We start from the raw sequence: 20,381 nt of genomic DNA, 5'->3' as shown, positions 1-20,381 counted from the left end.
CGTGATCACTGGAGGCTGGTGGCGAACCCTGGAGCGGCGGTAGACGTGCTCCGTCGACCGCTGCTCCGGTCGAGCGAAAGGCGTGGCGCCAACGGTGGACGTCACTAAGGTGAATCGCATGGAACCGCTCAGCCTCCCCGCGCGAGCCGCTTTGCTGGTCCTCATGACACTCGGCGATGCCGCCTCGAACTCACAAATTCGTGAAACCTGCGGTTTCGTGATCAAAAAACCGGTGCGTGACGAGCTGGTCGAACACGAATACGTCACGCTCAGACCTGGGCCGCACAACAGCATCATCCACGAGCTCACCGAGGACGGGTGGGCGGCCTGCCGCGACGAACTGCGCGCTGCCGCCCCGACGGGAGCAGACCGGGGCTACCGCGTGCTCTACTCGGTCGTGAACCTGTTCGAACGGCACCTCACGACAACCAAGACCACCCTGGCCGACGTGCTTTTGGCGAACGTCGAACCGCCCGCACCAAAAATCGATGTCGATGCCGAAATACGTGCTGCTTACCAGGCGTTGACAGGTGAACCGGGCAGCTGGCTGAAACTCGCCAAGCTGCGTGACAAGCTGGCACTACCACAGGCGGCTGTTGACGAGGCATTACTACGACTTGACCTGCTTCCGGAGGTCCAATTGATCTCCGAAGTCAGCCAGAAGAACATATCGGACGCGGACAGAAAAGCTGCGGTTCACATCGGCAACCAGGACAAACACCTGATCGCAATCAAACAGAGCTGAGGGGGCATGGACGAGGGTGTCCGCCGCGCACTACAGCAACTGCGATTCGACTGGGCAGCAAGTACCGAAGACGTCTGGCAGCCATCCGACGCACACGTACCCGAGCTGAACGAACACGCGCTACGAGCCATCATGGCAGCGTTCGACGACGCTGACGCAAGCTCCGGAAGCAGCCCCCTGAGCGTCGCGGTGGTCGGCGAGCACGGCTCCGGCAAGACACACGTGCTCGGTGCCGCCTACCAGAACGTCTGCCGTCGCGGCTATTTCTTCCCCGTTATTTTGCACATCAGTGACTTCTGGTCCGGTATCGCGAAGACCTACCTAGAAGGTCTGCGCCAGCCTGGCCCCGACGGCCGCAGCCAGTTGACCAGGTGGCTGAATCGTCTGACCAAGAGGCTGGAGCTGTCGCAGGAACAAGAAGAACGGCTGACGAACCGCCACACCCTGGCCAAACCGCTCCTCGACGAAATCATCGAGCGGCTGGAGCTGGTCGCACCCCGATGGGGCCAGGAAAGCAGACACGCTGCAAGAGCGCTGATCCTGCTGGGCGCCGGCGACGCCGAGGCCCGTGACATCGCCGACAGCTATTTGACCGGAGACGAAGAATCCGTCCCCGGTGAACGCATCCAATGGGGCATTCTGCCTACGGTCAGGCCTGCTAAGCAGCGGGTCCAGGCGATCTCCCGGCTCCTCGCGCTGACTGGCCCAACGCTGCTCACCATTGATCAGATCGACGAGCTGACCGCCAGGTCCGCACGGGGCACGGGCGATGTCGAGCCGGAGGCGATCCAGGTGCTCGACCAGTTCATGGTCGGCCTGATGGACCTCCGGGACACCACAGCACGAACCGCGACGGTAGTGGCCTGTCAGCCGCACTCGTGGGAACGGATCCGCCGCTTCGCCATCGGCTCGGCGCTCGATCGATTCGAGCAACCGGAAGTCCGACTGGACCGGATCCCTTCGCCGGAGGTCGGCCGTGCCCTGATCGCCGCGTGGTTCGCGCCGCGTTACGAGAAGGCAGGCTTTCACCCGCCCTACCCCACCTGGCCGGTTCTTCCGGACGCCTTCGACGAGGTGGTCCGCGTCAACGCGCGGCAACTCCTCCAGACCGTTCGGCGGCACGTCCAGAGCTGCCTGGATTCCGGGCAGCTGCGTGAGATGACGGCTCTGTCGGAGGACCGTGCGCCCGCTTCCACGGTACCTGCCATGTCCACCCTGTCGGCGCTGGACGAAAAGTACGCCACTCTGGTCGCGACTGCAGACATCCGCGACGCAGTACAGCCGGAAACCGAAAACAGCCGCATGGCCGAGATCCTCGAAGGTACCCTGAACTGTTACGCGATCGAGCAGGCCCGTCCCTTCGAGGTCGCCCCTCGGCCGGGCGGAAACCCGTGGTTCCACGCCCAGCTTCGGCTGCCCCCGGACGGATCGGACGTCGAACAGAGCTGGAGTTTCCGAGCGATAGCCACTTCGAGTCCGCCGGCGTCCCAGCGGGTGTTGAAGCGACTCCAGGACAGCGCAGGGCTCGATCCGGAGTTCCCGCATCGACGGGCGTACGTACTGCGCACCGGAAACTGGCCGACCAACACGCCGAAGGCCGGCCAACGGCTCGCCGCATTCCGTAAGGCCGGTGGCGTGGTGATCGATCGCGTTTCGCCGGAAGACCTCAAGGTGTTCGCAGCGCTGACACAGCTGCGCAACGCCATGGACCCCGAGTTCGACCGGTGGCTGCGTGCGCGGCGCCCAGCGGGCAAGACCACGCTGTTCCGCACCGTTTTCGGGAATCCCAGCTCACCAGTCGACGGTCCCGCACCCGAGCCCGAACCACCGCCCGATGCGGTCCAGCCGCTCTTCGGCTGGCCACCCGTCGATCCGGATTCGGAACCGCTCGACGATCTCGAAACGGATGAGCCACCGACGCTTCCACTCGGCACGACAGAGCATGGGACGGAGGTGCACGGTTCACTGCTCTCGTTGCGCAAGCACACCGCTGTGTTCGCCGGGTCCGGCTCCGGTAAGACCGTGCTCCTTCGCCGGTTGATCGAGGAGTGCGCGCTGCAAGGTGTGTCGTCGATCGTGCTGGACCCGAACAACGACCTGGCCCGACTGGGTGACCCCTGGCCGGCCCCGCCGCCCGGCTGGCGACCGGGTGACGAGACGCGGGCGGAGCGCTACCTCCGCGACACCGAGGTGGTGGTGTGGACACCGCGGATCGAAGGTGGCCGTCCACTCAGCTTCCGACCGCTGCCAGACCTCGCTGCGCTCGTCGACGACCCGGACGAGTTCGGGCAAGCACTCGAAACCGCCGTCGCCGCACTGGCCCCGCGTGCCCGGGTGGACAGCGCCACCGCCAAGGCTGATCGAGCGCAAGCTCTTCTTCGCGAAGTGCTCACCGAGTTCGCACACCGCGGGGGTGGCGACCTCGAGGCCTTTCTAGACCTGCTGGCCGACCTGCCTGAAGGCATCACGTCGTTCTCTCGGGCCGGCACCGTAGCCACGGAACTGGCCGAGACACTGCGCGCTGCCGTGATCAACGACCCGCTCTTCGGTGGCCGTGGAACCATGTTCGACCCGGCCACACTGCTCACGCCGACCGCAGGCAAACGAGCGCGGGTCTCGGTCATCAGCCTGGTCGGGTTGCCGGGCGAGCACCAGCGGCAAGGGTTCGTCAACCAACTGCAAATGGCGTTGTTCGCCTGGATAAAGAACAACCCGGCAGGTGACCGTCCCCTCGGTGGTTTGTTCGTGATGGACGAAGCGCAGACGCTCGCACCGTCAGGCGCGATGACAGCGTGCACCGCCAGCACGCTCGCGCTGGTCTCACAGGCACGCAAGTACGGGCTGGGATTGGTCTTTGCGACACAGGCGCCGAAAGGCATCCACAACCGCATCGTGGGCAACACCGCGACGCAGTACTTCGGGTTCATCAATAGCCCGGTCCAGGTCGCCGCGGCGAAAGAGATGGCCGCCCGGCGAGGCAGTTCGGTGATGGACATCTCGCGGCTCAACGCCGGCGAGTTCTACTTGGTGACCGAAGGTGAACCGTTCCGCCGGGTCAGCTCTCCGATGAGCCTGAGTCACCACCCGTCCAGTGCCCTGACGCCCGAGGAAGTCGTGACAAGAGCCCGGCTCGGTCGGTGAAGGAGCTCCCGTGGACGTGGTGATTAGCGGGCTGACCCGCGAGTTCCAGAAGACCCACGACTTGACTGCCCTGCCGGAAAGCGAGGCTTTCGAGGCCTTCGCCGCCTACTGCGTGCTGAGCTCGTTCTACGAGAACGAGTTCGCTCCGGACAGCTTCCGCACCGGCGGCGGCAACGATCTCGGCATCGACGCGTTCGCCGTGCTGGTCGACGGGGACTTGCTGCACGACGCCGATGACGTCGTGCGCGTGATGGACAACCGCATCCGGCCTGCGGTGGACATCGTCTTCATCCAAGCCAAAACGAGCAGCCGGTTCGACAGCCGGGTGATCTCCGACCTCGCGGACAACCTCCTCCACCTGATTCGTCCGCAGGATCTCCCCTACCCGGCATCGGACGACGTCCAGAACATCCGCCGCTGCCTCCACGAGGCGGTCTACGCCAACATCGGCAAACTCGCCGGCAGGCTGCCACGGCTACACGTGTTCTACGTCAGTACAGGCAGTGAGGTAGCTGCCATGATCACAGAGAAGGCCACCAGCGCGCAACAGAAGCTGATCGCGACCGGGATGTTCGACGAGGTCTCCTTCGAATGCCGGACCCAGCACCACCTGCGCACGCTCTACCGGCGAGCGACCAGCTCCGTGACGGTGACGTTTCCGATGCCCCGGCGGGTCGTCGTACCGAGCACTTCTGCCGTGGAGCAAGCGGTGACAGGACTCATCACAGCTCCCGAGCTGGTCGACCTCGTGCTCACCGACGACGCAGGCCGGCTGCGCCGCACCCTTTTCCACGAAAACTTCCGCGACTTCCAGGGCTACAACGAGGTGAACTCGAAGATCCGGGACACCCTGTGCGATCCGGCAGAGCGTGGCTTGTTCTCCTTGTACAACCTGGGGATCACGATCGTGACCCGCGGGTTGCACCCGATCGGCGACAACGTGGTCCTGACGGACTTCCAGATCGTGAACGGGTGTCAGACCTGCCACGTGCTCTTCGACCAGCGCCAGGAGCTCACCGACGCGGTCCACGTGAAGCTGCTGGTCGTGCACACGCAGGACGAAGACGTGATCAGCGGGATCGCTGCGGCGACCAACCGGCAGACAGTGATCAGCGAAGAGGACCTCAGTGTCCGAGACGACTTTCACCGCTTGCTCGAGGAGTACTTCGAGCACAGCCGCGACAAGCAACGGCGCCTCTACTACGAGCGACGCTCAAAGCAGTACAGCGAGCGCAAGGACGTCGAGAAGGTACGCGTGATCGGGCGGCCCCAACTGACGCGTGCATACCTCGCAATGTTCCTCGACGAGCCGGCAGGCGTCGGTCACTTCAAGTCGCTGTTGCAGGAACGTGGCCGAGAACTGTTCCGACCGGGGCAGCAGCCGGTGTACTACTACCTGGCAGCCGCCACGCTGTACCGCGTCGAATGGTTGCTGCGGAACAAACGCATCGACAAGAAGTACGCGCCGGCGCGGTACCACCTCCTCTCCGCGGTCAGGCTCCAGTCGTTGGGCGACGGGGCGGTGGACCACAGCCCCCGCACCGCCGAGAAGAAGTGCGCGCAGCTGCTGCACGATATTTGGGATCCCAATGCCTCGGAACGGCTCTTCACCCGGTTTCTACGTCCGCTCCAACGAGCCATGGACGCCGAGCCACCGTCGGTTCCCGTCGGGGAAATGGTGCGGACGCAGCGCTTCGCCGACCGATTCCACCAAGAGTTGCTTCAAGACTGAATCGCCGTTTCGGGCGGAGCGCCTCCCACGAGAGGTGCCCCGGTACCACTCATCACCATCGCAACGGGACACGGCTCGGGTACCGGTACGATGGCCGGTGCGTGAGGCTGGTCGGGTGCAGCGGCATTCGTCCGGTTCCAGTGCGTCCAGGCAGACGTTCGCTTATGCGATCGGTACTCACGAACCGGTTTCGGGCGGCGTGGCGCCCGACGCTGAGAAGCCCGGCGGACATCCGGGTCCGCCGTGGTCCGCCGAACCACCACCGCCGGCGCGATAGCCATGAGAGCAGGGTGATTGGCGATCGACACACTCAGCGAGCCCTCAACCCCTCGAGGTCAGCGCATACACAAAAGAGCCCCCTCTTGCGAGGGGGCTCTAGTGCTGTCTCAACCAGACGTGCGCCCGAAGGGATTCGAACCCCTGACCTTCTGATCCGTAGTCAGATGCTCTATCCAGCTGAGCTACGGGCGCGTGTTCAGTTGTAACCTAGCACCCGGCGAACCGAGTACCAGCGGAGGCTCCGGGATTTGAACCCGGGAGGGGGGGTTACCCCCAACCGCATTAGCAGTGCGGCGCCATAGACCAGACTAGGCGAAGCCTCCTGGGCCCAACGACCACTGCTCAGATAGGTTACACACCCCCCGAACCCCCTCGGTAACCACCCCCCGTCACGCCCGACGCAACAGCCTGAGCAGGCGTGGAGATCGTCCGCCGAGGCCTTCCGCCTCGAACGTCGCGATGCCGACGCGCGGGAGTTCGCGGACGCCCGGGTACACCAGGTAGCGCGGGACCCAGCGCGGCTGGAACTTGGCGTTGAACTTGTAGAGCGTCTCGATCTGGATCCAGCGCGAGAAGAAGTGCAGCACCTTCGCCGCCGTCTTGGCGACCGGGCCGGCGCCGATGCGCTGGCCCTGCTCCATCAACGCCCGGAACGCCGCGAAGTTCAGCGACACCTGCCCGACGCCGTGGCGGGCCGCAGACAGCAGCAGCTCCGAGATCATCAGCTCGTTGACGCCGTTGTCGGCCGTGCGGTCGCGGCGCATGACGTCCAGCGACAGGCCCGTCGGTCCCCACGGGACGAACTGGAGGACGCCGCGCACCCGGCCGCCCTGCTCGGCCGTCACCAGGACCGATCCCTTGTCGCCCATGCGACCCAGCGCCATCGAGAAGCCGCGCTCGGTGTCCGTGCCGCGCCAGTTGGCGGCCAGCACCTCCAGCTCGGCCAGCTCGCCGGGGCGCAGGTCTTCCGTGCGTCGGACCAGGACCTTGTAGCCCGCGCGCTTCGTGCGGGCCGCCGCCTGGCGGACGCCGCGCATGACGCGGCCGTCCAGTGTGAAGCCGTCGACGTCGACGACCGCCTCGTCGCCGATCTCCAGGACCTCCAGGCCGAAGCGGGCCCAGACGGTCGCGCCCAGCTCCGAGACGCCCATCGCCGCCGGGACCCAGCCGCCCGTGCGGCAGACTTCCAGGTACTCCTCGATCGCGCCCGGCCACGCCTCGTGGTCTCCCAGCGGGTCGGCCGAGCAGAGCGCGACGCCGGCGATCACGCGGTAGGTGACCGCCGCCTTGCCCGTGCGGGAGAACACCGCGAACTTGTCGCGGCGCAGCGCGAAGTAGCCCAGCGAGTCACGCTCGCCGTGCTCGTCGAGCAGCTTGCGCAGGCGCTCGACCTCGTCGTCGCTCAGCCGCGGCGCGGGCTCGGCCGAGCGCAGCAGGAAGTACGCCGACACCAGGACGGCGGCGATGCCGAACAGCAGGCCGACGGCCGCCGTCAGGTCCTCCAGCCACATGCCGTGGAACACCGCCGGCCCGCTGACGCCGACCAGCGCCAGCGCCGACTCCGCCAGCCGGTCCGGGAAGCTCATCGGCTCCAGCACCGCGCGCGAAGCGACCGACAGCAGGATGAGGTTGAGCACGAACCCGGCCAGCGCGAGCTCGACGAAGCTCCGCACCGCGCGCCAGCGCCCGACCACCGGATCCGGCTTCGCGACGAAGTACTTCCTGGTCGCGATCAGGCCGACCAGCAGCACCACCGCCACCAGGCCGGCGCCGAAGACGTGCTTGAGCCCGATGTGCGACACCGTGAGCAGCACCGTCGCGCCGACCGCCAGCTGCCACGCGCGCCGCTTGCGACGTCGCAGCCCGGCGGCGAGCAGCACCAGCAGGACCCCCGTGACCAGCGCGACGGTCGCCGCGGCGACCGTCGCCTCCTGCGGCAGCTCCAGCCACTCCGACAGGTGCCCGCGCAGGTTCCGGCGCCCGGCCGGGACCAGGACCGCGACGAGCGTCATCAGTCCGGCCAACCGGGTCACCCAGGTGATCACCCCCACGGAAGTGGCCCCCGCCACCCGCCAGGTGGTCTGCGCGCGAGTCCCCGTCACCACCTGTACAACCCGTTGTGGACGATCATGCTTCCCCCATCTACCCCCCGGCGAGCTCCACGAACGGCGCCAGCGCCGCCGGGTTGGCCAGCGCGTCGCGGCTGACCGCCCGGTCAGGGGCCACACCGGCGAGGATCTTCTTGACCGGTACCTCACACTTCTTACCGTTCAAGGTACGAGGTATCTCGGAAACCACTACGAACCGATCGGGTACATGGCGCGGTGACAAGGCGCTACGGAGTTCTTTCCGCAGCGTGGGCTCGATGTCGTCGATCTCGACGCCGCTGGAGAGCACGACGAAGCAGAGCAGCTGCCCGTCCTCGTTCCCGGCCGCCGAGGTGTCCACGACCAGCGAGTCCGCGATCTCGTCGTAGCCCTCGACGACCCGGTAGAACTCCGCCGTGCCCATCCGGACGCCGCCGCGGTTGAGCGTCGAGTCGCTGCGGCCGTAGATGACCGCCGAGCCCCGGTTCGTGATCCGGATCCAGTCGCCGTGGCGCCACAACCCCGGGTACATCTCGAAGTACGCCTCACGCAGCCGCGAGCCGTCCGGGTCGTTCCAGAAGAACACCGGCATCGACGGCATCGGCTTGGTGATGACCAGCTCGCCGACCTCTTCGACGACGGCGTTGCCGGCCTCGTCGAAGGCGTTGACCGCGGCTCCGAGCGCCGGGCAGGACAGCTCCCCCAGCCAGACCGGGACGTCGGGCGCCGACGCGACGAACGCCGCGCACAGGTCGGTGCCGCCGGAGACCGAGCAGATCTGCACCCGCCCGCCGACCTCGTTCACGATCCACCGGAAGCCCTCGACGCTCAGCGGCGCGCCGGTGGAGCCGAGTGCGCGCAACGCCGTGAGGTCGTAGCGCTCGGCGGGCTTGACGCCGGCCTTCAGGCAGCTCTGGATGAACGGCGCCGACGTGCCGAAGTACGTGACGCGGTGCTGCTCGGCCAGGTGCCAGAGCGCGTTGAGGTCCGGGTAGCCGGGGTTGCCGTCGTAGAGCACGATCGTCGTGCCGACGAGCAGGCCGGAGACGAGGAAGTTCCACATCATCCAGCCGGTGGTGCTGAACCAGAAAAACCGGTCGCCGGGGCCGAGGTCGGTCTGCAGGGCGAGGGCCTTGAGGTGCTCCAGCGTGATGCCGCCGTGGCCGTGGACGATGCCCTTCGGCAGCCCGGTGGTGCCCGACGAGTAGAGCACCCACAGCGGGTGCGCGAACTCGACCGGCTCGAACACCAGCGGCGCGCCCTCGTGCTTCGCGAGCAGCTCAGCCCAGTCGTGCGTGCCTTCCAGCCGGCCGTCGCCGACGTACTCGACGAGCACGGTCGCGGCCAGCGAGGGCAGCTTCTCCCGCAGGTCGGCCACGGTGGTGCGGATGTCGAACTGGCGGCCGCCGTACGCGTAGGCGTTGACGGCGAAGAACAGCTTCGGCTCGATCTGCACGAACCGGTCCGCGACGGCGCGGACGCCGAAGTCGGGCGAGCACGACGACCAGATCGCGCCGATGCTCGCCGCGGCGAGGAACGCGACCAGCGTCTGCGGGCAGTTCGGCGCCAGCGCGACGACGCGGTCGCCCTTGCCGACACCCAGTTCGACGAACGCCGCCCGCGCCGCGGCGACCTGCGCGCGAAGGTCGCCGTACGTCAGCTGATCCGCGAAGCCGTCTTCGCGGTGGAAGATCACCGCGGTCTCTTCGTCGCCCTTCGCGGCGCCGGCGACGCCGGGGGTGAGCGCGTGCTCGGCGTAGTTCAGCGTGCCGCCCGCGAACCAGACGGCGTCCGGCATCCCGCCGGAGAGCACCTCACCCGGCCGGCCGTGCCAGCGGACGCCGAGGAAGTCCGCGACCGCGGCCCAGAAGTCCGGTCCGCGCTCGACGGAGAACTCCCAGAGCGACTGGTAGTCGTCCACCTCGACGCCGCGTTCGGCGCCCAGCCACCGGCGGAACGCCTCGATCTTGGTGTCGGCAACGTGGCCCGGCTCGGGGCGCCACAGGACTTCGGGAGCGTCGGCGGTGTGCGTCACGCCCCGAGCCTAATCCCTCTGATCAGGAAGTCACCGTGGTCGGAACCGACACGGGTCGGGCACCGGGGGTGGTGCCGGCCCACACCTACCGCAGGTGGGCGTCGAACCAGTTGAGCGTGCGCTGCCAGGCCTCCGCGGCGGCGCCGGGATCGGCGTCGAAGCGGTGGTTGGCGCCCGGGTAGTGGACGACGTTGGTGGCGACCTTCGCCGACGCGGCCGCGTCACGCAGGCGCTCGACCTCCGCGCCGCCCGCCTCGTCGCCGGAGTCGCCGTACATGCCGAGCCACGGGCTGGTGAGCTTGCCGGCGATCTCGACCAGCGCGGGCAGCTCCACGGCCTGCTGGCCGCCGACGCTGACCGCGGCGCCCAGCTTCCGGTGCGAGGCGACGACGAGCGCCGCCGTGCCGCCGAGGTCGAAGCCCATCACGCCGAGGAGGTCCCCCTGGACGCCGCGTTCGACGAGCCAGGCGAGTGTGATGTCCGTCGCGTCGAGCAGGTCCTGCTGGGTGAGGGGCTGCCCGTCGAGGTGGGGCGTGACGGTCAGCCAGCCCTCCGTGGCCAGGCTGGCCAGCAGCAGCTTCACGCCGTCGGTGACGCCGTCCGCTTCGTGCAGCACGACCAGGCCGCCGCGTAGCGCGCCTTCGGGTTCCGCGAAGGTGAGGCGGCGGCTGGGGCCGTCGGTGCGCTGGTAGTCCACGGTGCTGGTCGACGTCATTGCGTAACTCAATCACCTCGGGGTGAACAGAAGGAACCCCGAGGTCCCGCCAGAAGGGAGTCGCGGGACGGCGGCCGGGAAAGATACGGTGGACGGGCCGTCCCGCCGATTACCAGGAGCGCCGAAGATGTCGTCCGTGTCCCCGCGTGCCGATCTCGAATCGTTGCCGAAATACGTCCCTGGCCGGACGATCCAAGGCGCGATCAAGCTGGCGAGCAACGAGGTGCCCGGCGGCGCGCTGCCGAGCGTCGCGGCGGCGATCGCCGAGGCCGCGGCCGGTATCAACCGTTACCCGGACACCGGCTCGCAGCTGCTGCGCGAGCGGCTGGCGCGCGACCTGGGCGTGCCGATCGAGCGCGTCGCCATCGGCTGCGGCTCGGTTTCGCTGTGCCAGCAGACGATCCAGGCCCTCTGCGCGCCCGGCGACGAGGTCATCTTCCCCTGGCGCTCGTTCGAGGCGTACCCGATCGTCACGCAGGTCGCGAACGCCGTCTCGGTGAAGGTGCCGATCACCGAGGGCCAGGAGGTCGACCTCGACGCGATGCGCGCGGCGATCACCGACCGGACGCGCGTGGTCTTCGTCTGCAACCCGAACAACCCCACCGGGACGGCCATCCGCCGCGCCGAGCTGGAGCGGTTCATGGACGCCGTCCCCGAGCGCGTGCTGATCGTGCTCGACGAGGCGTACAAGGAGTTCGTCACCGACCACGAGGTCCCCGACGGCGTCGAGTACACGCACAACCGGCCGAACGTCATGGTGCTGCGCACGTTCTCGAAGGCGTACGGCCTCGCCGGCCTCCGCGTCGGTTACGCCGTCGCGCCGGAGGCGATCGCGGACGCGCTGCGGCAGGTGTACGTGGCGTTCTCGGTGAACATGCTGGCCCAGGTGGCGGCGCTGGCGTCGCTCGACGCGGCGGACGAGCTGCTGGACCGGTGCAAGGACATCGTCGCCGAGCGCGGCCGGGTCCGGGACGCGCTGATCGCGGCCGGCTACCAGGTGCCCGAGACGCAGGCGAACTTCGTCTGGCTGCCGCTGGGTGCGCAGGCGGTGCCGTTCGCCGAGCACGCGCTGGACCGCAAGCTGATCGTGCGGCCGTTCGCGGGTGACGGCGTGCGCGTGACGATCGGGACGCCCGAGGAGAACGACCTGTTCCTGGCGGCGGCGCGCGAGTTCAGCCGCTGAGCTGCTTGACGACCAGCTGGATCACGGCCGCCGTGCCGACCACGACGATCACGCCGCGCAGCACCGCCGGCGGCAGCTTCCGGCCGATCTTCGCGCCGAGGAAGCCGCCGGCGGTGGAGCCGATCGCCAGCCAGAGCACGACGGGCCAGCTGATCGGCGCGACGAACGCGTAGATCAGCCCGGCGATGACGTTGACCACGGCGGCCAGGACGTTCTTCACGCCGTTGAGCTTCTGCAGCGGTTCCGACAGCAGCATCCCCATGACGGCCATCAGCATCACGCCCTGCGCGGCGGTGAAGTAACCGCCGTAGATGCCGATCAGGAAGATGAAGAACATCAGCAGCGGGCCGGGTTTGTGCTCGGCGCCGTTCTCCTCGCGGCGCTTCGCGACCCACTTCGAGACGCGCGGCTGCACGATCACGAGGACCACGGCCAGCCCGACGAGGATCGGGACGACGGCCTCGAAGGCGTCCTTCGGCAGCGACAGCAGCAGGATGGTGCCGCCGATCGCGCCGAGGAACGACGCGACGGCGAACTTCGCGGTCTGCCGCCAGTAGCCCTTGAGCTCGTGCCGGTAACCCCAGGCACCGCTGAGGGTGCCGGGGGCGAGCCCGATCGCGTTGGAGGTCGTCGCCGTCACCGGCGGGTACCCCAGCGCGACCAGCACCGGGAACGTCACGAGCGTCCCCGACCCGACCACGGCGTTGATGGTCCCGGCCCAGATCCCGGCGACCAGGACGATCGCCGCGTGCCACCACGTCATGAAGCACTCACGTGCGGAGCCTAAGCAAGGTGGCCGGGTCCCGCGACGCAGATGTGTCTGGTCAGACAGTCACGGCGTGGTCACTCAGGCGCGAAGACGCAGAACTCGTTGCCCTCCGGGTCGGCCAGGATGTCCCACCGGATGTCGTCGTCCTCCTCTCGCACCATGGTCGCGCCCAGGGCCAGCAGCTCCGCGCGGTCGCCCACGACGTCCAGGTGCATGCGGTTCTTGACCGTCTTCGGCTCGGTCACCGGGTTGAGCCAGATCAACGGCCCCTTGCCGGCGGGGTCGGCGATCGGGATCGGGTCAGTCGGCGGCCGCTCCGCCGCGGAGGCGTGGCGGACGTAGCCGATCGCCGAGCACCACCAGTCCGCCAGAGCCTGGTGGTCGTTCGCGTCGAGCGCGAGGTCCTTGAACCGTGCGGTCATGCCGCTTCCTCTTCCGGTACGTGAGCGGGGCCGACCGAGGAGACCACGCGCCGGCCCAGCGCGCCGTACAGGCCGCGCCCGGCTTCGCCGGCCGGCAGCCACGCTCGACCGCGCGCCCACGCTTCCCACGTCTCGATGACGGACATGTCCGTGATCATGGCAGCCACCCCCGACAATTCCCGGCGTGCGGCAGGATGGGCCCGTGGGCGAGGACACCGAGCAGGTCTGGAGCGCGACCGTCGACCACCTGCGGGCGATGATCGACTCCGGCGAGCTGGCGCCGGGGTCGCGGCTGCCCGCCGAGCGCGTGCTGTGCGAGGAGCTGGGCATCAGCCGCGGGTCGTTGCGGCAGGCGCTGCGCGTGCTCGACTCCATCGGGTACGTCCAGATCCGCGCCGGTTCCGGCACCTACGTCGCCGAGGCGCGGGACCAGCCGCTGAGCACCTGGTTCACCGAGCACGACCAGCTCGTCGAGAAGCTGTTCGACCTGCGCGCGACCGTCGAGCCGACGCTGGCCGACCGGCTCGCGCGCCACGCCACGGCGAAGGTCGTGAGCCGGCTCGAGGACAACGTCGCCGAGATGGCGAAGGCCGCCGAAGACGGCGACATGCTGCGCGTGATCGCCACCGACGCCGAGTTCCACCGGGTCATCGCGCAGAACGCGGGCAACGACGACGTCGCCGGGCTGCTGCGGTCGGTCCTGGCGCTGGTCGGCGAGGAGCGGCGGGCGGCGCTGCGGCTGCCGGGGCAGATCCGCAAGGCCGTCGACGACCACCGCGCGATCCTCGACGCGATCCGCCGCGCGGACCCGGCCGAGGCCCGCGAGCGCACCCTCAAGCACCTGGTCGACGCGAAAACCTACGCGCACGACTACGCCGCGCACCCCGAAGAGCGCTAGCCTTTTCACAATATTGTGAAACTTCTGGGGGTCGTGATGGAGAAGGTCCACTTCACCGAAGAAAAGGCCACCATGCTGGCCACCCTCTACGGCCGCGCGCTCGACAGCCGCGAGGCCGACCCGGTGCTCGGCGACCACGCCGCCGATGAAGCCGTCCGTCAGATCGACTACGACTTCACCAAGCTCGGCATGACCCGCGACGCCGCCGTGTCCGTCGTGCTGCGGGCGAAGCCGATCGACGAATGGGCCGCGGAGTACCTGGCCGCGCACCCGGACGCGATCGTGCTGCACCTCGGCTGCGGCATGGACACGCGGTTCCAGCGCCTGGCCCCGCCGGAGACCGTGCACTGGTACGACGTCGACTACCCCGAGGTCGTCGCCCTGCGCGAGAAGCTCTACGCGGCGGCAACCAACCACACGAACATCGGCACGTCGGTCGTCGACTTCGGCTGGCTCGACCAGGTGCCGTCGGACCGGCCGGCGCTGATCGTCGCCGAGGGCCTGACCATGTACCTGACGGCCGACGAGGGCACGGAGCTGGTCCGGCGGCTGGTCGCGAAGTTCCCGTCCGGCCAGCTGATCTGCGACCTGTTCAGCAAGCTGGGGATCAAGGCGCAGAAGCTCAACACGCCGGTCCGCAAGTCGGGCGCGACGCTGATCTGGGGCGTCGACAACCCACGCGAGCTGGAGCGCTACGGCCTGACGTACGTGTCCTCTTTGGACGCCGGACACTGGACGACGCCGGCGGTCATGGCGCGGGTGCGACCGGTCACGCGGTTGCAGCTGCGGATGCTGAAGTTCGTCCCGCCACTGGCGAAGATGGCGCACATCGCGCGGTACCGCTTCTAACGCGACTCGAGCACCCGCGCGACGAACTTGTGCACCTTCTCCTCGAGCCGCGCGAGACGTTCGTCCAGCGTGAGCGTCTCGACCGGCTGGGGCACGTCGGACTTCAGCTCGCCGCGCACGTACTGGCAGCACCCGAGGTTGCCGCAGGCGTAGATGCCCAGCGTGTTGCCCTCGCGGCCGAGCTTCCCGGCGCGCTTGCCGGAGAACAGCGTGACGTCGGCCAGGCCGTGGGTCGTGGTGCAGAAGCCGCAGGTGTTGCTGCGCAGCCGTGACTTCGGCGACGGCGCGGCCCGCAGCGCGAGGCCGACGACCTCGCCGTCGTACGGCAGCACGAGGTAGGCGCGGCCGGGCGCCTTCGGGTCACGCCAGCCGAGGAACTCGCGCCGGTCCCACGGGATCTCCTCGGGCCGGGCGGGCAGCGTGACGCCCTTGGCACGGTAACCGGCCGCCGAGGGGCGTGGCCACGCCTTTTCCCGGCGCACGCCATACGATCAACGCCGTGCGCGAGAACGCCGGGAGGTTTCGGGTCGTCCTGCGCACCAGCCTGGGCTTCGCCGGGCTGGGGCTCGGCTCCAGTGTCGCCGGCTCCGGTGTGGTCGCGTTGCTCCTGCTGCTGCAGGGCCTGCCCAACGACGTCGGCGACCGCGGCTGGATCCTCGGGATCGTCGCGGCCGGGATCGTCGCCGTTTCGCTGCTCGTCGGGACACTGTGGACGGCCTGGCTGCAGCGGCGCACCGCGATCTGGTTCGTGCTCGGCCGCCCGCCCGCCGAAAGCGAGGCCCGGCGGGCGCTGCGGCTGCCCGTCGACATGGCCGTGGTCAGCGGCACACTCTGGCTGATCGGCACCACCGTCCTCGGGGTGCTCGCCGGGGTGCTCGGCTCGGCGGCGGACGCCGCCGCGATGGCCACCACGATCGGGCTTGGTGGCCTCACCACCGTCGGGCTCACCTACCTGGCCGCCGAGTGGGTGGCGCGGCCGGTGATGACGATCGCGCTGCACGTCGTCCCGCCGCGCGGGTCGCTGCCGGTGACCGTGCTGACGCGGCTGATCGTCACGTGGGCGCTGACCTGCGGGGTGCCGCTCGTGGGCGTGCTGCTCGTCGCCACGCCGCCGGACTTCGGCTCGGGCGACCACACCGCCAGCCTGATCATGCTGTCGGTGATCGGCCTGGTCGTCGGCGCGCTCGGCACGGCGCTGCTGGCCCGGGCCGTCGCCGCGCCGTTGCACCGGCTGCGCGTGGCGCTCGACAAGATCGCCCGCGGGGACAACGAGGTCGTCGTCGACGTCGACGACTCGAGCGAAATCGGCCTGCTCCAGACGTCGGTGAACCAGCTCGCTTCCGGGCTGCGGGAGCAGGCGCGGATGCGGGACCTGTTCGGCAGGCACGTCGGCGCCGAGGTCGCCCGGCACGCGCTGGAGTACGGCGCCTCGCTGTCGGGCGACGTCCGCGAGGTGACGGCGTTGTTCGTCGACGTCGTCGACTCGACCGCGCTGGCCTACCGGACGCCGCCGGAGGAGCTGGTCGGGAAGCTGAACCGGCTGTTCGCCGCCGTCGTCACCGCGGTGAACGCCCGTGGCGGGCTGGTCAACAAGTTCCAGGGGGACGCCGCGCTGTGCGTCTTCGGCGCGCCGACGCGGCTCTCGGACGCGCCGACCGCCGCCCTGGCCGCGGCCCGGGCGATCCGCGACGCGGTGCGCGAGACGGGCGAGCTCGACCTCGGCATCGGCGTCTCCAGCGGCCCGGTGTTCGCCGGGCAGCTCGGCAGCAGCAGCCGGTTCGAGTACACCGTGATCGGCGACGCCGTGAACGAGGCCGCGCGGCTCACCGAGCTGGCCAAGGCGGTGCCGTCACGGATCCTCGCGAGCGACGCCGCCGTGTCCGGCGCGCTGCGGGGCGAGCGCGCGTTCTGGACCGAGCACGGCGCGCTCGAGCTGCGCGGCCGCCAGGAGCCGACGCCGACCTGGACAGCCGGCCCGGAACCTCAGGACGGCTGACCCAGCTCCGGCCAGCGCAGCACCGTCGAACCCCAGGTCAGGCCCGCGCCGAACGCACTGAGCAGGACGCGGTTGCCGGGCGCGAGGGTGCCGTCGCGCCGGGCGTCGTCCAGCGCGAGCGGGATGGACGCGGCGCTGGTGTTGCCGACGCGGTCGATGTTGGCCACCACGGCGTCGGCCGGCATGCCGAGCTGCTTCGCCGTCGCCTGGAGGATCCGGATGTTGGCCTGGTGCCCGACGAAGCGGTCGACGTCGCCGACCATCCAGCCCGCGCGCTCCAGGACCGTCCGCGACGACTCGGCCATCCGCGCGCAGGCGTGCCGGAACACCGCGGTGCCCTGCATGGCGAGGAAGCGGTCGCCCGGGTCGTCCGACAGCCGGCGTCGCGAGCCGCCGGCCTCGACCCACAGCAGGTCGGCGTGCTCACCCTCGCTGTGCAGGTCGAACGGCCCGAACGCGCCGGGCTCGTCGGCGTCACCGGCGCGCAGGACGACCGCGCCGGCGCCGTCGCCGAAGATCGGGACGGTGGTGCGGTCCTCCGGGTCGATGAGCGTGGTGAAGGTGTCGGCGCCGATCACGAGCACGCGCTCGGCGATGCCGCCCGCGATGAACCCGGCCGCGGTGGCCAGCGCGTAGACGAAACCGCTGCACACGGCGTTGACGTCGAAGGCCGCGGCGGTGCCGAGCCCGAGCCGGGCGGCCACCTGCGGCGCGCTGGCCGGACAGGGCTGGTCGGGCGTGGCGGTGGCGAGCACGACCACGTCGGCGCCGCCGTCGGTGGAGGCCAGCGCCTTGCGGCCCGCGCCGACGGCGAGATCCACAGTGGACTCACCGGGTCCGGCGACGCGGCGCTCGCGGATTCCCGTGCGAGTGCGGATCCACTCGTCCGAGGTGTCGAGCCGGGCGGCGATCTCGTGGTTGGCCAGGACTTTCGTCGGCAGCCACGAGCCGAGTCCGGTCAACACGGCGGCAGGTGCGGGCACGGGAGAGCCTCCCCACGCCGGCGGGTTGGCGGAGAATCCGGCTGGTCTTCCACTTGTATGGGCTACCCCCTGGTAGACCGGTCAGTTGTGTTCGATGTCACTGAAAAAGTTGTTTCATCTTACCTGTGTACGGAGTAGTGAGCACGGTCACGAGCGAGTGAGGCGCCCGATAACTCCAGGCGGATCGTCGGTGCTCCCGGTTAGCCTGCTGGAGTGCAGACACCCGACCTCGACCAGCTGGACATCGCCATCCTCGCCTGCCTGCAGGCGGACGCCCGCACCATCGCCGAGACGATCGGCGCGAAGGTCGGCCTCTCGGCCGCGGCGGTGCAACGGCGGATCAAGCGGCTGCGCGAGGCGGGCGTCATCGAGCGCGAGGTGGCGGTGCTCTCGCCGCGGGCGCTCGGGCTCAGCATGACGTTCGTGGTCATGGTCGAGATGGAACGGGAGAACCTCGCGGTCCTGGACGCCTTCCGCCGCCAGGTCCTCGGCGACGACTGCGTCCAGCAGTGCTACTACGTCACCGGCAACGCCGACTTCGTGCTGATCGTGACGTGCCCGGACATGGTGGGCTTCGAGGCCTTCACCCGGCGGATGTTCTTCGACAACCCGAACGTCCGGCACTTCACCACGAGCGTGGCGATGGACCGCGTGAAAGTGGGCCTCAACCTGCCGCTCGGCCCGTAGGCGGGCGCCGCGGGCCGATAGCCTGGAGCGCTGTCCACCTGGGGGGAAGCATGCTTCGGAACCGTCGGATCTTCCTGGTCGCGACCCTGATCGACGCGCTCGGCAGCGGGCTCTGGGGTCCGTTCGCCCTGCTCTTCCTGGTGCACGCCCAGGGCCTCACCCTGCTCGACGCGGGCACGTCGCTCAGCACCGGCGCCCTGCTCGCGCTCGTCACCGGGCCGGCCGCCGGCGCCGCCATGGACCGGTTCGGCCCGCGCGCCCTGCTCATCACCGGCAACGTGGTGCGCATCGGTGCCTTCTGCGCCTACCCCCTCGTGCACAGCAGCTGGCAGGTGATCGTCGTGACGGTCGTCGCCGGGGTCGGCGACCGGCTCTTCTGGACGTGCAACGCGCCGATGACCGCCCGGCTCACCGAGGGCCGGGACACCGACCGCGTGCTCGCCACCCAGACCGCCGGCCGGTTCGCCGGCGCGGGGATCGGCGCCGGCGCGATCGCCGTGCTGCCCGCGATCACCAGCCCGTGGACCTTCCACCTGCTCGCCTACGTCAACGCGGCCAGCTTCGCCGTCGCCGCTGTGCTGATCCGGCTGCTCCCGGCACTTTCACGTGAAAGCGACCACCTGGGCGCGGCACTTTCACGTGAAAGTGCCGCTTCGGGCAGCTGGCGCGCGGTGCTCGGCGACCGGCCGTTCACGGGCTTCTGCGTCACCCACATGGCTTTCACGCTCGCCAGCGCGAGCAAGTTCGCGGTGCTGCCGCTCGTCGTCCACGACCTGCTGCACGGTCCACAGTGGATCGCCGGGACGGCCATCGCGCTCGGCACCGTGGTCGTGGTGGCGGGGCAGCGCCCGATCGTCGCGCTGCTGGCCGGCCACAGCCGGACGGCCGGGCTGATCGGCGCCGCGACGATCTTCGCGGCCTGCTTCGGGTTGCTGATTCCCCTGGAGGCCGTTTCCCTGCCGGTGGCCACCGGCTTGATCCTCTTCACGAGCCTCGGCTTCTCGATCGCGGAGGCGATGTTCGGCCCGACCGGGACCGCGGCGGCGGCCGCGGCCGCTCCCCCGGGCGCCGAGGGACGCGCGAGTTCGATCTTCCAGCTGTCCTGGGGCCTGCCGGTGGCGCTCGCGCCCGGCCTGCTGTCCGCTCTGCTCAGCATCGGCAACGCGCTGACGTGGTCGGTACTGGCCCTGACCTGCGCGGCAGCCGTCCCGGCCCTGCTCGTGCTGCGGAAGAAGCTGCCGATCGCGCTGCGCGAACCGTCACCATCCGTTGCCGCCTGAGCGCAAGGGGTATGTGCCCGGCGTTACACCACAATGGACGGATGCAACCGATCAAGTGAACGTGAAGGTTTCTTCGTCATGACCGTCGGCCCTGGTCATCTCCTTGGCGAACAGTTCGCGCCGCGCGAACCGAAGCGAGACTCCAGGAGGGCCCGTGCACACCGAAGCCGTACACCAGAGCCAGTTCGTGGTGCTGAACGAGAGCACCACGCCCGTCCTGTCGCGCCTCTCCTACCACGCCGAGGAGCCGTTCGCGGTCACCGTGGCGTTCCGGACCGAGCGCGGCCGGTGGATCGAGTGGACGTTCGCCCGTGAGCTGCTCGTCGAAGGCCTGGACGAGCCGGCCGGCCTGGGCGACGTCCGCGTCCGCCCGGACCTGTCCGCGGACGAAGACTTCCTGACCCTCGAAATCGAGTCACCGGACGGCTATGCGTCGTTCGAGCTGGAGATCGAGGACGTCCGCACGTTCCTCGACGCGTCCTACGAGCTGGTGCCGCTCGGCGAAGAGGCCGCGTACTTCGACGTCGACGGGCTGATCGAGGAGATCAGCAACGTCTGACCCGCAAACCTCCCATTCCCG

18 protein-coding genes and 2 tRNA genes are annotated in these 20,381 nt (G+C 69.3%); 10 read left to right on the top strand and 10 right to left on the bottom strand.

Annotation, left to right across the window (positions count from 1 at the left end; all coding sequences use genetic code 11):
* Window positions 1-118: 118 nt before the first annotated feature.
* From OHS58_RS38855 to OHS58_RS38845, 3 genes are read left to right on the top strand one after another with little or no spacing between them, the layout of a single operon-like run.
* Window positions 119-745, top strand: coding sequence for a hypothetical protein (locus OHS58_RS38855; protein WP_328645710.1), 627 nt, complete (start codon window positions 119-121; stop codon window positions 743-745).
* Between the two features lie 6 nt (window positions 746-751).
* A complete protein-coding gene (locus tag OHS58_RS38850) occupies window positions 752-3,886 on the top strand; it encodes an AAA family ATPase (RefSeq protein WP_328645709.1) in 3,135 nt (1,044 codons plus the stop codon).
* 10 nt (window positions 3,887-3,896) lie between these two features.
* The gene (locus tag OHS58_RS38845; protein WP_328645708.1) at window positions 3,897-5,618 is read left to right on the top strand and encodes an AIPR family protein; all 1,722 of its coding nucleotides are present in this window, start codon (window positions 3,897-3,899) and stop codon (window positions 5,616-5,618) included.
* Window positions 5,619-6,015: 397 nt separating this feature from the next.
* Here the strand turns inward: OHS58_RS38845 and OHS58_RS38840 are convergent.
* The 5 genes from OHS58_RS38840 to OHS58_RS38820 form a co-directional block, all read right to left on the bottom strand.
* Window positions 6,016-6,089 (bottom strand) — tRNA-Arg (locus OHS58_RS38840).
* A gap of 41 nt (window positions 6,090-6,130) precedes the next feature.
* Window positions 6,131-6,220, bottom strand: a tRNA-Ser gene (locus tag OHS58_RS38835).
* A 66-nt stretch (window positions 6,221-6,286) separates the two neighbouring features.
* The gene (locus OHS58_RS38830; protein ID WP_328645707.1) at window positions 6,287-8,002 is read right to left on the bottom strand and encodes a phosphatidylglycerol lysyltransferase domain-containing protein; all 1,716 of its coding nucleotides are present in this window, start codon (window positions 8,000-8,002) and stop codon (window positions 6,287-6,289) included.
* 37 nt (window positions 8,003-8,039) lie between these two features.
* Window positions 8,040-10,019, bottom strand: coding sequence for an acetoacetate--CoA ligase (locus OHS58_RS38825; protein ID WP_328645706.1), 1,980 nt, complete (start codon window positions 10,017-10,019; stop codon window positions 8,040-8,042).
* An 85-nt stretch (window positions 10,020-10,104) separates the two neighbouring features.
* Window positions 10,105-10,734 carry a dienelactone hydrolase family protein gene (locus OHS58_RS38820; protein WP_326945669.1) on the bottom strand — a complete coding sequence of 210 codons (630 nt, stop codon included), beginning with the start codon at window positions 10,732-10,734 and terminating at the stop codon, window positions 10,105-10,107.
* Window positions 10,735-10,861: 127 nt separating this feature from the next.
* On the opposite strand from OHS58_RS38820, the gene hisC reads away from it, so the two are divergent.
* Complete coding sequence (gene hisC, locus OHS58_RS38815) at window positions 10,862-11,917, top strand: histidinol-phosphate transaminase (protein ID WP_328645705.1); 1,056 nt, start codon at window positions 10,862-10,864, stop codon at window positions 11,915-11,917.
* Here hisC and OHS58_RS38810 read toward each other — a convergent pair.
* The 3 genes from OHS58_RS38810 to OHS58_RS38800 form a co-directional block, all read right to left on the bottom strand.
* On the bottom strand, window positions 11,907-12,680 hold the full coding sequence (locus OHS58_RS38810; protein WP_326945667.1) for a sulfite exporter TauE/SafE family protein: 774 nt from the start codon (window positions 12,678-12,680) through the stop codon (window positions 11,907-11,909). The two genes, hisC and OHS58_RS38810, sit on opposite strands and share 11 nt — an antisense overlap.
* Before the next feature lie 80 nt (window positions 12,681-12,760).
* On the bottom strand, window positions 12,761-13,108 hold the full coding sequence (locus tag OHS58_RS38805; RefSeq protein ID WP_328645704.1) for a VOC family protein: 348 nt from the start codon (window positions 13,106-13,108) through the stop codon (window positions 12,761-12,763).
* Window positions 13,105-13,266: a hypothetical protein gene (locus tag OHS58_RS38800; RefSeq protein ID WP_328645703.1), complete on the bottom strand. Its 162-nt coding sequence runs from the start codon at window positions 13,264-13,266 to the stop codon at window positions 13,105-13,107. Before OHS58_RS38800 ends, OHS58_RS38805 begins: the two co-directional genes overlap by 4 nt.
* Window positions 13,267-13,310: 44 nt before the next feature.
* On the opposite strand from OHS58_RS38800, the gene OHS58_RS38795 reads away from it, so the two are divergent.
* Both OHS58_RS38795 and OHS58_RS38790 read left to right on the top strand, forming a co-directional pair.
* Complete coding sequence (locus OHS58_RS38795; protein ID WP_328645702.1) at window positions 13,311-14,006, top strand: FadR/GntR family transcriptional regulator; 696 nt, start codon at window positions 13,311-13,313, stop codon at window positions 14,004-14,006.
* A gap of 15 nt (window positions 14,007-14,021) precedes the next feature.
* The gene (locus tag OHS58_RS38790; protein WP_328645701.1) at window positions 14,022-14,855 is read left to right on the top strand and encodes a class I SAM-dependent methyltransferase; all 834 of its coding nucleotides are present in this window, start codon (window positions 14,022-14,024) and stop codon (window positions 14,853-14,855) included.
* Here the strand turns inward: OHS58_RS38790 and OHS58_RS38785 are convergent.
* Complete coding sequence (locus OHS58_RS38785) at window positions 14,852-15,337, bottom strand: FBP domain-containing protein (RefSeq protein ID WP_328645700.1); 486 nt, start codon at window positions 15,335-15,337, stop codon at window positions 14,852-14,854. The genes OHS58_RS38790 and OHS58_RS38785 overlap by 4 nt on opposite strands.
* 17 nt (window positions 15,338-15,354) lie before the next feature.
* On the opposite strand from OHS58_RS38785, the gene OHS58_RS38780 reads away from it, so the two are divergent.
* On the top strand, window positions 15,355-16,851 hold the full coding sequence (locus tag OHS58_RS38780) for an adenylate/guanylate cyclase domain-containing protein (RefSeq protein WP_326945661.1): 1,497 nt from the start codon (window positions 15,355-15,357) through the stop codon (window positions 16,849-16,851).
* On the opposite strand, the gene OHS58_RS38775 is transcribed toward OHS58_RS38780, so the two are convergent.
* Complete coding sequence (locus OHS58_RS38775) at window positions 16,839-17,834, bottom strand: beta-ketoacyl-ACP synthase III (protein WP_326945660.1); 996 nt, start codon at window positions 17,832-17,834, stop codon at window positions 16,839-16,841. The two genes, OHS58_RS38780 and OHS58_RS38775, sit on opposite strands and share 13 nt — an antisense overlap.
* Before the next feature lie 213 nt (window positions 17,835-18,047).
* Between OHS58_RS38775 and OHS58_RS38770 the strand changes: the two genes are divergently transcribed.
* The 3 genes from OHS58_RS38770 (at window position 18,048) to OHS58_RS38760 (ending at window position 20,360) form a co-directional block, all read left to right on the top strand.
* Window positions 18,048-18,521: an Lrp/AsnC family transcriptional regulator gene (locus OHS58_RS38770; protein WP_328645699.1), complete on the top strand. Its 474-nt coding sequence runs from the start codon at window positions 18,048-18,050 to the stop codon at window positions 18,519-18,521.
* Between the two features lie 50 nt (window positions 18,522-18,571).
* Window positions 18,572-19,801, top strand: coding sequence for an MFS transporter (locus OHS58_RS38765; RefSeq protein WP_328645698.1), 1,230 nt, complete (start codon window positions 18,572-18,574; stop codon window positions 19,799-19,801).
* 154 nt (window positions 19,802-19,955) lie between these two features.
* Window positions 19,956-20,360 carry an SsgA family sporulation/cell division regulator gene (locus OHS58_RS38760; protein WP_247060013.1) on the top strand — a complete coding sequence of 135 codons (405 nt, stop codon included), beginning with the start codon at window positions 19,956-19,958 and terminating at the stop codon, window positions 20,358-20,360.
* Window positions 20,361-20,381: the final 21 nt, after the last annotated feature.

This window comes from Amycolatopsis sp. NBC_00348 (assembly GCF_036114655.1).
GTDB lineage: Bacteria > Actinomycetota > Actinomycetes > Mycobacteriales > Pseudonocardiaceae > Amycolatopsis.
Note: the sequence above shows the minus strand (reverse complement) of the source record. Positions and strands in the feature narration are given on the sequence as shown.